We start from the raw sequence: 14,938 nt of genomic DNA on the forward strand, positions 1-14,938 counted from the left end.
AAAGTCATTAAAAAAGAGTACAAACCGGATAAAGCACCCGAGCTTAAACCTCTCAATATTTACAATTAATACAAATTTAATTCAAAAAATAATAATGGAGTACTGATAATGGAAATCAATGAAATATTTAATTCACCAAAAATTCACAGCGAGAATTTCAATTCAAAAGCCCAGTCGGTCTATAGCTGTTTCGAAAAGCAAATCAGTATAAATCCAAATAAAACAGCTCTTGTACATCAAGGAATAAGTATTAGTTATCAAGAACTTGATAAGCGTTCAAAGTCACTTTCGACTCTAATCAGTCAGACGCTGGCTAAAGAAGAAAACTCAGAGGAAAATCTGGTTGCACTGTATTTAGATCGAAGCTTGGACATGATAATAGCCATGTTGGCAGTAATAAAGGCCGGAGCTGCCTATGTTCCAATCTCTACAGAGTATCCACGAGAGAGAGCTTTATATATTTTTCAGGATACCAAAACCAGAGTGGTTGTAACTCAAACTCATCATGATGCTCAACTGACGAGCTGGCTCAACTCATCTCATAACCAGCCAACTTTACTCTTTTCCGACACTAAAGATACTACTGAACCCGACCCTTCAATAGGTGAAGCTAAAAAGAACTGCCTTAATGATCTTGCCTATGTACTCTACACCTCTGGAACAACAGGCAACCCTAAAGGGGTCATGATCACTCATCAGAATATCCTTCATCTCGCTTCGGCTCAAATTGAAAGGTTTTCACTAGCTAATTATCAAAGGACATTACAGTTTGCATCTTATGTTTTTGATGCCAGTGTATTTGAGATATTTGCCAGTCTATTTTTGGGGCAAACGATTTATATTGCTAGCGAGGAGGAACGTAAAGATCACAATAAACTTGCGATCCTAATCCGAGACAATCAAATACAGTTTGCCACTTTACCACCATCATTATTAGCGTTATTACCTGAAGAAAAACTTCACTCCTTGCAAAGTATTGTTGTTGCTGGTGAAGCACCGGCACTAGATATGATGCAAAAGCTCAACAGGCAAAGCAAAATTTTCAATGCCTATGGACCGACAGAGACTACTGTTTGCGCGACCGCACACCTTTTTACACATGGGGATTCAGCAAATAATATCGGCAAAGTGTTAAAGAATACCGAAGCCTGGGTGTTAGATAGTAATTTACAGCAGGTGGCCATCGGAGATATTGGGGAACTATATCTTGGCGGTACAGGCATTGCTCGTGGCTACTGGAGAAAACCAGAATTAACAGCCGAAAAATTTATCAGCGGTAGTTTACTACCATCGGTAATTAGTCGCGACGGTTATAAACGCATATACCAAACAGGAGATTTAGTTCGACGCCTCCAAGGAGACGAATTTGAGTTTATAGGCAGGAATGACTCGCAAGTAAAAATACGAGGCCACCGAATAGAGCTTTCGGAAATTGAAAATTGCCTAAAAACTCTAAATGGCATTGCCTTGGCATGTGTACTTGTAAGCGATACAGGAAACAAACAATCGTTGCATGCATATGCAGTACTCAAGCGAGAAGTCTCGTTGGATATACAACAGCTCGCATCACACCTAAAGGCACATTTGCCACTTCACATGGTACCTGAGCATTTTCATATTCTACCTGAGCTTCCGCTGACAGAGAATGGAAAAATAGATAAATCGATTTTATTATCGATGGCAACACACGACACATCTGCGATGGTGGATGTGAATCTTAATTCTGAACAGGCGACGTTTCTAGCCTGGATAAATGAATACACAGCGTTACCTTTGGCATGGAAAGAAGACTTCTTTGCCGCTGGTGGCGACTCAATCTCAGCCATTCGATTATGTTCAAAACTCGCCAGAGAAATATCTGTAAATATTCCAGTTGAGTTAATTTATACAGAGCGCACACCTGAAAATATCTGGCAGGAATTACCTCGCTGCCAGCAAAGTTTCAGTATCAATACCAGGGATAATAAATATCGGACTATTTCACCTTTATCCTCTCAGCAGCGAGCCATATGGTTTTTGACAAAATCCAACCCAGGAAATAGAGCATATCATGCAAAGAGCAAGTTGATTCTAAAAGGTGAAATCGATCCAGACATTCTTGCTCACTCTATCCAGGATGTAGTCGATGCACATGAGATTTACCGAAGCTCCTATTCTTTGGAAGAACCCTGCCAATACATCCATGAAAACTACCAGGTTGAGTTAGCCAGATATGATTTTAGCTCCATGAATTATCACCAGGCTCAACAGCAGGTTGACTATTTAATAGCAGAAGGTCTGAATCAGGTATTCGACATTACCCAACTACCTTTGGTACGCTGGGGATTAGTAAAATTAACAGACAAAGAACATATTCTTATTCATATTGAATACCACCTTGTCCATGATGGCTGGTCCTCGAATATATTTCTTGAGCATTTATTCTCCTGCTATCAGCAAAGACTCGAGGGCAGAAAAAATATAACTCTTAATCATGTTGGGCAGTACGCCGACTTTGCTGTTTTTCAAAACAACTGGCTAACGAGCGAAGCAGCTGAAAAACAAAAGCTATTCTGGTATGAAAAGCTCAAAGATGCCCCAACTAAAATCAATTTACCTCAGACCGCCACGGGAGATTTAAAGGGAGGAGACACTAAAAAAATGAAGATCCCTCGGAATTTCTGGCATAAGATACAAAATTATTGTCAGAAACAGGGAGTAACACCATTTTCCTTTATGTTGGCGGCCGTCAACTTAGTATTATCTCGGTACTCCGGCGATACCGATATTTGCGTCGGCACTGGCACTGCGAACCGTAATTATCAAGGAGTAGAGAACACTATCGGAATGATGGTGGCAACCAATGTTGCGAGAATAAAACAGAACTCAAAACAAGAAATCAATGATTTTATTCATACATGTTTTGATACGACACAAGAAATACAAAAAAATCAGGAACTTCCATTTGAAACTGTAGTTGATTTGGTAAACCCTGAACGTATTAAAGGATTAAATCCGTTATTTCAGGTCTGTTTTAGTTTTCATGATTCTCCATTACCCAAAATGACATTGCCTGGCATCTCAGAGATGCAATTGGTCGAAGCCATCGGAAGCAAATCTGCAAAGTTCGATTTAAATATTGTGGTTATACCCAGGATCGGGCAGGAAGGTAGTGGCGATCCTGTTACCGTACTATGGGAGTTCAATCAGGAACGACATGCCCCTTGGTTTATTCAGAATATGATGGCCTCATTTAAGTCAGTAATGACCCAAATCCTGCAGGGGGATGCCAGTAAAATATCAGATTTGGTTATAGCTGATGCTAAACTGAATCAACAGATTGCCAGATGGAATAATACCGATACCGAATATTCAGCGAGCAGAACTTTGGTTGAATTATTTGAATCCCAGGTAAGTAAAGCCCCCAAAAATACAGCCCTGGTGTATCAGGATAATGTTATCAGCTATCAGGAGCTTAATAAGAAGGCTAATCAACTTGCCCAGGTTATTCTCACTCAGTATCGAGCTCAAACCGGCCATGAGTTAATACCAGATACAATAGTAGCGCTGTATTTAGATCGCAGCCTGGACATGATTATTAGTATGTTAGCCGTTTTAAAAGTTGGCGGAGCCTATTTACCTATCTCTCCAGAATACCCAGAGCAACGTACTCAATTTATTTTTAAAGACAGTCAAGCTCCGATTATTCTAACGCAACGGCACCACTTTACTGCGATTGATAAAAAACTATCAGAATTTAAAAATATTCCATTACTTATTTCTGTTGACATACCTGAATTGCTACTCACTCAATCGTCAGCATCTCCCGCTATTAAGCTAGATTCCAAAGCTCTTGCATATGTGATTTACACCTCCGGCACTACAGGAAAACCCAAGGGGGTGATGATAGAGCACCAAAGTGTAGTAAATCTGGCTCAATACATGATCAAAAGTCATCAGTTGAATACTGAAAAACGGATCTTGCAGTTCTCCAACTATGTTTTTGATGCCAGTGTTTTTGAAATATTTCCAGCACTTTTATCTGGCTCGGAACTCCATATTGCCTCGGATGAATGTAGAGTTGAGAGTGAAAGGCTAATTTCATATATCAATGAGAATAATATTAACCAGGCATTTATTCCAACTGCAATACTCAATGAAATTGCGAAAGAACTAAGGAATTCCACATTAACATTAGTTCACACAGGTGGTGACAATTTAAGTCCATTAGCAGTATTACCTGCCGAGTTCACATTTAATGAATATGGCCCGACAGAAGCCACGGTATGTGTGACACAGCAAAAAATAGAGAAACCTGACCAAATAAACATAGGAAAACCAATCGATAATGTGAGGCTTTATGTATTAAATGAACATGGACATTATTCACCTGTTGGTGTTATTGGCGAATTATATATAGGTGGAGCTTGCCTGGCTCGCGGATATTTAAATAGAGAAACCTTAACGCAACAACGATTTATTCCCAACTATTTTGCAACACAGGAAGATCTGGATAAAGGTTACGATAGATTATATAAAACTGGTGATTTAGTCCGCTGGTTACCTGACGGTTCTCTAGAGTATTTTGGCCGAAACGACAGCCAAATAAAAATCCGTGGTTATCGAATAGAAACAAGTGAAATCGAAAACACCTTGTGCACTCACCCTGAAATAAAGCAGGCAGTTGTTATTAAACGGGAGTTAAAGGGTAATCAAGTCTTGGCAGCCTATTTGGTTTCAACACATGATGTAGTATTGGATTGCGACGCAATAAAGTCATTTCTACAATCGAGCCTACCCAATTATATGGTACCTGATTCATATAATTTAATAGATGTCATCCCCCTTAATATCAATGGCAAATTTGATCCCAATCTGTTACCTGAGCCAGAACTGGTCACGCAGCATAATTACGAAGCGCCAAGAAATGAGCTTGAACGACATTTATGTACAGTTTGGCAAGAAGTCTTGAAGCTGGACAAGGTCGGGATTGAGGATAACTTCTTCCGTATCGGTGGCAACTCCATCAATGCAGTAAAGCTCACAGCTGTCAGCCGAAAGTTAAGCGGGATAGATATTCCCTTACGCCTACTATTAGAGCACAGCACCATTGCCAGATTAGCACTTGCATTAAAAAACCAGCAAAGCATGGTCATTCCCAAGCTGGCTGATAAGCCTACGGCTAATAATCAGTTTGTAATGGAGATTTAGTTGATGTTGGCGTTATTAAAAGAACTCAAGAAAAATAAACTGGCTGTATGGGTCAGTGGAGATATTCTTAAATTGGCAAGTAGCGGTGATGAAATACCGCAAGAACTACTAACACGATTGAAAGCAGAAAAGTCTCAGTTAGTTAAGTATTTACAAAAAAGAGAAATTGACTCACAGAAAAAGTTTTCCAAGCTTGAGGAACTCATACAATACCGCCTGTCTTTTGCTCAGGAGCGACTATTATTTATTGAACGTTTACAGCCTGAAACCTGTGCATATCACATTCCATATTTAGTGCAATTGAACCAAGATGCCCGATTAGATATTCTACAAAGTGCTTTTACACATTTGGCAATACGCCATCCCGTGCTCAATTCAGTCTATATTGAGTCTGATAACCGGAATATCAGCCAGATATTATCTGACCCTGTTAAAATTTCGACAAACCAATTAAGCACAGAAGAAAAGTTACTACCGGCGGTAAAAGATGAGATAGTGCGTCCCTTCGATCTGTCGCAAGATCCACCAATGCGCCTGAAATATTATGAGGTCAATAAAAAGCTGTATTTGCTAATTATGTGGCATCATATTGCGTTTGATGGCTGGTCAATGGATATTTTCTTACGGGAATTATCTAGCATCTACCAGTCTCTACTTAACAGTCAGGAAGTACGCTTACCAGACCTATCTATCCAATATAGCGATTATGCCCAATGGCAGAGGGATTACCTAAATGGAGAGAATCTCTCCAAGCTAAAGTCTTTCTGGCATAATACCTTATGCGGTTATGAACTTTTAGTTTTACCAACAGATCGCCCTCGCCCCAAAAAAATGGATTACCGAGGAAAAAATACCTACTTTACGTTAGAGACTGGACTATCCCTGAAATTGCGGCACTATGCCCAAACAAGGGAAACTACTCTATATACCGTCCTCCTCAGTGCTTTTTTTGCAACACTGTCTAGCCTATCAGGGCAAGAAGATATCCTGATAGGTACTCCGTCAGATAATCGTCATCATGCCCAGACCCAAGACGTAATTGGCTTTTTTGTCAACTCACTGGCGCTACGAGTAAAGTTAAATGCAGATATAACAGCTGATGAATTAATCAGGCAAGTACATCAGGTAGTCTCTGCGGCTAAAACTCACCAAGATCTACCATTTGAGTCTCTCATTGATACACTGGAAGTGGAAAGGGATTTGTCCCGCCATCCATTGTTTCAGGTAATGTTTACGGTACAAAATTTTGGTTTGACAAACCTATATGAATTGCCGTTTACCCAGGTAGAAACAGATCCTCAAAATCCATTATATTCGCCTGCAAAAGCGGATTTACGCCTAACTCTCGATGACAGTGGGAACCAGATAAAAGGTATATTTAGTTATGCCGTAAGTCTATTTGATGAAGACAGCATTATTCATATCGGTAGAGTCTATCAAAAAATTTTGGTACAGATGCTGGAGCAGCCCTCACGATCTATCAATACTTTTGATAGTTTGTCAGATAGGGATCGCCAAAAAGTTTTAATTGATTGGAATCAGACAAGCTCACCTGGTGGTAATGAGGTAAGCTTATCACATCTATTTGAAACTCAAGCCCTAATAAATCATGATTCAATCGCGGTTAGTTTTGAAGAAAAACAATTAACTTACCAAGAGTTGAATGAAAAAGCTAATCAGTTAGCAAGAGCAATACAGCATAACTATCAAAATAAACACGGAGATACGATAAGACCTGATACTATCGTTGCCCTATATTTTGAGCAAAGCCTGGAAATGGTAATAGGGATATTAGCTGTGCTAAAAGCCGGCGCAGCTTACCTGCCCCTTGCCTATGATGCACCTCAAAAACGTCTGAAATTTCAATTAGAAGACAGTAATTCTGCTCTGGTATTAAGTCAAAGTTTCAAGCTAGATAAACTCCGCTCTTTACTCGAGGAAATCCCTACCCCACCTTTATTGCTTGCAGTAGATAACCAAGTAGAAACTGCGCCGTATTCTATCGAAAACCTAAGTCATGGTCCGCAAGGAAACAACCTGGCGTATCTAATCTATACCTCAGGCACAAGCGGTACTCCTAAAGGAGTAATGGTAGAGCATAAATCCGTTGTTAATCTAATTAAAGCACAAAGCGAAGCATTTAATTTTGACAATCAAGAACGTGTACTTTGGCTGTTGTCTTATGTTTTTGACGCTTCAGTTGAGCCCTTTTATTTGGCTCTGTTGAATGGTGGGAGGTTGATATTACCCGAAAGAGGAATATTAAAACAACCGGAAAAAATCATCGGCTTATTAGCCAAACATCAGGTTACACACTTGGTAGCATCTCCTGCTCATTTGTTGACTTTAGGTGATATCAAAAACAAACAGCAAATAAAAAGAGTGGTATTTGGCGGTGAATCTTGTTCACCGGAGTTGGTAAATATTTGGAAAGACAAGCTTATTAATGAATACGGACCAACTGAAGCTACGGTAACAGCCATTCAAAGCCTGAACTTTTATCAGCAAAATAATAATCGATGTATAGGGCGCCCTATCAATAATGTTAAGGCTTACGTACTTAATAAAAAAGGTTACCCGGTACCCATCGGGGCTCCAGGGGAATTATATATCGGTGGAGCAGGAGTCGCCCGAGGCTATATCAACCAGGAAGCACTGACAGCACAGAGTTTTATCGATAACCCTTTTGCCAATAATGAAGATAAAAGCAGGGGGTATGATCGCCTATATAAAACCGGCGATTTGGTGCGCTGGTTACCCAACGGAAACTTGGAATATCTGGAACGCATAGGACAGCAGGTTAAAATTCGGGGTTACCGAATTGAGTTAGGAGAAATCGAAACTGCGCTCACCAACATAGAAGCGGTAAAGCAGGCACTGGTGACAACTTATCATCATCAGGGTAGTACCTTACTGATAGCCTATATAGTACCTCTTCTAGCACAAGATATTTCATCAGAAGCCTTGCGGGAGACATTGGCTCTTAGCTTACCTGAGTATATGTTACCGGAGAGCTATGCTTACTTGGATCAGATCCCGCTAACCATCAACGGTAAGGTAGACTATCGTGCTTTACCCACCCCAGAACTAATTTCTAAGGATAACTACCTTGCACCCCGAACCGAACTAGAAAGTCAGATGTGTCAGATCTGGCAACGTGTACTGGGGCTGAAACAAGTAGGCGTTAAGGATGATTTTTTCCGTATAGGTGGCCATTCAATCAATGCAGTGAAACTAATTGCTACTATTCGCCAAGAACTGGCTATAGAAGTTTCACTGGAAGATTTGTTCGAACAAAAAAATATAGCCACTCTGATTTCAGGATTAAAAAGACAGGAACTCTTGACAATCCCACGCTCAAACGCAACCGCATTTCCACTGTCTTTCGCTCAGGAAAGACTGCTATTTATTGAACAATTTGAATCCGGAAGCAGTGCTTACCATATACCTCATTTTACCCGGCTAAAGCCAAAGACATCGCTGGACAAGCTTGAACAAGCACTAAACGCTGTGATTCGTAGGCATACTGTGCTTAACAGTATCTATTATACCGATAACACGGGGATTAGTCGGCAAGAAGTGCTCTCTACTCCTGTCACTTTACAAATGCACAAGGCTGCGGATAAAAAACAATTAACGCTCTTAATTAGAAAAGAGTGTATGCGTTCTTTTGACCTTGAAAAGGAAGGGGCAATTCGACTTCATATATATAAATTAGGGGAAGTAGATTATCTACTGATACTCTGGCACCACATCGCCTTTGATGGCTGGTCTAGCGGGATTTTCATTAAAGAGCTTTCAGAAATTTACCAAGCCATATGTCAAAAGCGAGAAGCTCACCTACCCGAACTGGATATTCAATATCGTGATTATGCTGCCTGGCAACACGACTATCTGCAAGGAGAGCAGCAAAAGAAGCAGCTACAGTATTGGCAACAACGTTTGTCCGGATATGAACCTTTGGCTTTACCACTTGATTACCCCAGACCCACAGTGGCTGATCACCGAGGTAAATACTATCGGTTCACTCTAGGTAGTCAAATCTCAGCACAGTTACGAACATTAGCGAGAGATGAAGGAACCTCCCTATACACGGTACTTCTTAGTGGATTCTACCTATGCCTGACAACCCTGTCTGGGCAAGAAGATATTTTAGTGGGCACACCGTCAGATAATCGTCATCATGCCCAGACTCAAAATTTGATCGGTTTTTTTGTTAACCCCCTGGCTCTGCGTGTTGTAATCAAGCCCGAAATGTCGGTAAAAGAACTACTCGCCACAGTGCACCAGATCGTAACTTCGGCCAAAGTACACCAGGAGTTCCCATTCGAGCGTCTAGTGGAAGAGCTGAAGATAGAGCGAGATAGTTCTCGCCACCCTTTATTCCAAGTAATGTTTGGTCTACAGAATAATGGGCAGGAAATCAGTGATTCCGAAAAATTACCTTTCATTCCTGAAAAATTAGTTGATGAAAGCAACTTATATGTACCGGCAAAATTTGATCTAAGTTTATCCCTAAATGATTGTGGCGATGAAATTACAGCAGGGTTTAACTATGCGGTAAGTCTTTTTGATAAAGAATCCATAGTGCGTATATCCAGCCTTTACCAAAGAATGCTTTCCGGTCTCCTTTCTCGGCCAGACCTTCCGATAGCACAAATAGAAAAGCTAAGTGCAGCTGATCGGAAGAAAACGTTGTACCAGTGGAATGATACCCAGGTTAATTATCCCGACAGAGACACTATACATGGATTATTTGAACAACAGGTCAGGCAGACACCTGATCGTATTGCCCTGGTTTTTGAGCAATGCAGATTTAGCTATCGGGAGCTTAATCAAAAGTCCAACCGTCTTGCACGTGCGCTTTTAGATAAATATAGGGCCAGCGCCGCAGGGACAATACAACCCAACACTCTAGTAGGATTATGTTTTCAACGTAGTGCAGATATGGTGGTTGCCATTTTGGCTGTGCTGAAAGCTGGAGCTGCCTATGTGCCAATTGCTCCAGACCTCCCTCAAGCACGTATCAAATTTATGCTGGAGGATGCCCAAGTCTCGTTAGTAATGAGTGATAAGCAGAGCTTATCGGCACTACCCGCATCTGACGCTGGCGAGTACCAGGCCCCATCAACTCTGGTAGTTGATGATGATAAGGGAATCGCCGAATATCATTACGATAATTTACCAGAAACATCAGGTAGCAATCATCTTGCCTATGTGATTTATACCTCAGGGACAACAGGTAAGCCTAAAGGCGTTTTAGTGCCACATAATGCAGTAGCAGCCTTTGCTTGTAATAATCGTTATTTGGAAGCCTCCAGGGTGACCAATATAGCCAGTTTGTCCTCCTATGCTTTTGATGGTTTTATATTTGACTTATTTTACAGTGTTCTTAATGGCTGTAGTATGCATCTCGCTACGCAGGACGTAATCCAATCTCCTATACACTTAATAAATTATCTAAATAGCCATCATATTGATTCATTTTTTATCACAACAGCATTACTGAATGTCTTGGCCAAAGAGAATCTGTTAAACGGGTTGAAGGTAAAAAATATTTTGTTTGGTGGAGAAAAGGCCAATGCAGGAACTTTTCACCAGCTAGTTAACGACCACCCTGAAATTTCGTTCACACATGTTTATGGCCCTACTGAAACAGTTGTTTTTGCTACTGCTTGTCACTTGAATACCAAGATGAGAAAACTGCCTATTGGCAGTCCACTGTATAATAAGAAATTGTATGTTTTAGATAAAAGTGGCCAGCTGTCGCCTGTCGGGACTTCCGGGGAACTATATATTGGCGGTGCAGGTATTGCTCACGGCTACCTTAATCAGAAAGAGCTGACAGCTAAGAGCTTTATTAATAATCCTTATGCCAGTGATGAAGATAGAGAAAGGGGACATGACCGGCTATATAAAACCGGGGATTTGGTTCGCTGGTTACCAGACGGAAATTTAGAGTACCTTGGGCGCATTGGTAAGCAGGTTAAGATACGGGGCTACCGGATCGAATTAGGAGAAATCGAGTCAGCCCTACATGAAATTGACGTAGTAAAACAGGCACTAGTGACTACTTTTCACCATGAAGAAAATACAATATTAGTTGCTTATATAGTACTTAAGTCAAGAGAGAAAACTTCACCGGAAACCATAAAGCAAACTCTATCCACTAATTTACCGGGATACATGGTCCCTGAAAGCTATATTTTTCTAGAAAAGTTGCCATTAACCCCTAATGGAAAACTGGATTATCGTGCGTTACCAAATCCACAATTGATTATAAATGATAACTATCTCCCTCCCCGCACCAATCTTGAACAAAATCTCTGCCTGATCTGGCAGCAGATATTGGGACTTGATCGTGTAGGTATTGCGGATGACTTTTTTCGAATCGGTGGACATTCGATCAATGCGGTACAACTCATAGCTACCATTCGCAGGGAATTAGGTATTGAACTTCCCCTAGTAACTCTGTTTGAGAAAAAAAATATTGCTGCCCTCTCCAAAGGGCTTGAGGAGAAGCCTCTACTAAGAATTCCTTCGGTAAAAGTCGGCCCTTATCCCCTGTCTTTTTCACAGGAACGTTTATTCTTTATCGAGAAATTCGACTCCGGGGCAAGTACATATCATATTCCCTACTTAGTCAGGCTCAAGCCGCAGGCATCGCTGAATAATATTGAACGGGCAATATGTGAGGTAGTACGACGTCATACTGTACTCAACAGTATCTATTACACTGACAAACATGGTGTCAGCCTACAAGAAGTTCAGCCCAGGGAGATAAAAATAAACAAGCACCAGCTTAATGATGAAGCTCAATTGAAGACTGCCCTGCTAAGGGAAAATAATCACCCTTTTGATCTAAACCATGAGGGTGCCGTCCGCTTACATATGTACCAGTTAGGAAAACAACGATACTTGTTGATTCTTTGGCATCATATTGCTTTTGATGGCTGGTCTACTGGCATTTTCATTAAAGAATTTTCACAAATCTATCATGCTATTTGTGAGGGGCAGCAAGCATCATTACCGTCGCTGGAAATTCAATATCATGATTATGCTGTTTGGCAACGAGCCCATCTCAAAGGTGAGACACTGGAAAATCTGCTGAATTACTGGCAAAAAACGTTGTCCGGTTATGAACCCTTGGCACTGCCACTAGATCATTCACGGCCGCCAAAGGCTGATCAAAGAGGTAAGCACTATCACTTTATCCTAGACAGAAATATGTCAGCGCAGTTACGCGCTTTTGCAAGAGCTGAAGGTACTACCTTATATACTCTATTACTAACTGGGTTTTATCTTTGCCTCGCAACCTTATCCGGGCAGGAAGATATTCTTGTAGGCACACCCTCAGATAATCGTCACCATGCCCAAACTCAAGACTTGATTGGATTTTTCGTGAACACTCTAGTATTGAGAACTATTCTTGATACTAAAATGACTGTAAAGGATTTGATAGCCCAGGTGCATCAGACCGTTACTCAGGCTAAAGTGCATCAGGAACTGCCTTTTGAACGCCTGCTCGAGGCACTTGATGTTGAACGTGATACCTCGCGCCACCCACTTTTCCAAGTCATGTTCGGCGTACAGAGCTTTGTTCAGAAAGAAAATGTTAATGAAAATTTTCCTTTTTTACCCTCTGAACTTGATGGAGAAACTTCTCTTTATTCACCGGCAATTTTCGATTTAAGTCTATTTTTAAATGATGGTAGTGAGGAAATTACTGCAACTTTTAATTATGCAATCAGCCTTTTTGATGAAAATACCATCATTCGCATTGCCAACCTGTATCAACACCTACTCACAAGCTTGTTGGCAACACCGAAGTTATGTATAGATCAGATTGACCGAGTTAGTGAAACTGAACGTCAACTAATCCTGGGTCAGTGGAATAATACTAGAATTGACTTCCCTGAGGGACAAACCTTACATGGTTTATTTGAACAGCAAGCCCTGCAAACGCCAAATAACATTTCACTGATCTTTGAACAGCAGCGGATTACTTATCGTCAACTTAATGAAAGGGCCAACCGCCTGGCCCGCATCCTATCAAAACAATATCAATCAGCCTACGGGCAATCGATAATTCCAGATACCCTTATTTCACTATATTTCGAACGCGGTATCGATATGGTCATTGCTATTTTAGCAGTACTAAAAGCCGGTGGAGCTTATTTGCCGCTTTCTCCAGATTACCCCGAGCAGCGCCTACGTTATATCATATCTGACAGTCAATGCCCGATGATCCTGACGGGAGAGAGTATTGAGGATAAACTCCGAAAAATCATCGGTCTTGAACGTCAAGAATTCATATTCTGTGTAACCCAAGAGTTACTTCTGAATGAAGCAATAAGTGGAGAAAATTTACCTGCGCTGACATCACCATCCGACCTGGCTTATGTGATTTATACATCCGGTACCACTGGCATGCCTAAAGGTGTGATGATTGAGCATCGTAGTTGCGTAAATTTGATGCAGCATAATATACAAGCGTATGAGATTTCTTCTGATGAGTCTCTGTTATTACTGGCTAACTACACTTTTGATGCCTCAATAGAGCAAATATTTATCGCATTGCTTAGTAGTTCGCGGCTAGTAATTACCAGTGAAGCCGATATCCAGTCTTTTAGTCATCTTGAGCAGTTGATTGAGCAAGAGTCCATTACTCACCTGGATGCACCATCCAGTCTCCTACTGGCATTGGAGCTTGGGGAAAAGCATGGCTTGAAGCGAGTCATCTCGGGTGGCGAAGTGACCTCAACCAAGCTGGCCAGTGATTTGGGGGATAAACTCATTAATGTCTACGGACCTACAGAAGCGACTATCAGTAGCCATCAATATCATTGTCCACCTCAATCAGAAGACAACCAGATCCCCATAGGCAGGGCCATCGCCAATAACAAAAGCTATGTCCTCGATAAATCAGGTCAGTTATTAGGAATAGGGGCCGTTGGTGAGTTGCACATAGGCGGAGCCGGCCTTGCCCGGGGCTATTTGAACCAACCTCAACTGACAGCAGAGCGTTTTATAAAAAACCCCTTTGCCAGCGAGGAAGATAAAGCCAGAGGTTATACCAGGCTTTACAAAACTGGCGATCTGGTCAGATGGTTACCTAGCGGTGAGCTAGATTATATCGGTCGCAATGACTTACAAGTCAAAATTAGAGGTTTCCGTATTGAGTTAGGTGAAGTCGAAGCGGCTTTAAATGACCTGGAAGGAGTTAAGCAAGCGGTAGTAACGGATCATGAATATCAAAATCAAAAATACTTGGCAGCCTATTTAGTACCAGATTCCGAGGAATCCAAAGATCTTGATCTATTAAAAGCTACATTAACATCGGTATTGCCCGACTATATGATTCCGACAAGCTTTAACTGGATTGATAAAGTACCTGTCAATTTAAGCGGTAAACTGGATAAAAAATCCTTGCCAACTCCCAAACTTGTTTCCCAGACTGATTATCTGGCACCACGTACGCAACTTGAACGCCAGTTATGCGAGGTTTGGCAACAAGTCTTGGGATTGGACCAGGTTGGTATCCGCGATAACTACTTTAGTATCGGAGGAGATTCAATCAAAGCCATCAGTCTTGGGGCCAAAAGTCGCCAGATAATTGGTATAGACATCCCACTAGCAATGTTATTTGCAAATCAAACAATTGAAAAATTAAGTACTTCGTTACAGCAAGACGCAGCATCAAACCAGGACGAAACTCAAGAATTTGAGATGGTCCTATAGGGATAAT

At 41.2% G+C, this 14,938-nt stretch carries 2 protein-coding genes; both read left to right on the forward strand.

The window, feature by feature from the left end:
* Positions 1–108 precede the first annotated feature (108 nt).
* On the forward strand, positions 109–5,190 hold the full coding sequence (locus ACJJIP_RS16090; protein ID WP_444945566.1) for a non-ribosomal peptide synthetase: 5,082 nt from the start codon (positions 109–111) through the stop codon (positions 5,188–5,190).
* Positions 5,191–5,193: 3 nt separating this feature from the next.
* Positions 5,194–14,931 carry a non-ribosomal peptide synthetase gene (locus ACJJIP_RS16095; RefSeq protein WP_444945567.1) on the forward strand — a complete coding sequence of 3,246 codons (9,738 nt, stop codon included), beginning with the start codon at positions 5,194–5,196 and terminating at the stop codon, positions 14,929–14,931.
* The last annotated feature ends 7 nt before the right edge of the window (positions 14,932–14,938 follow it).

It is taken from the genome of Microbulbifer variabilis (assembly GCF_052467165.1).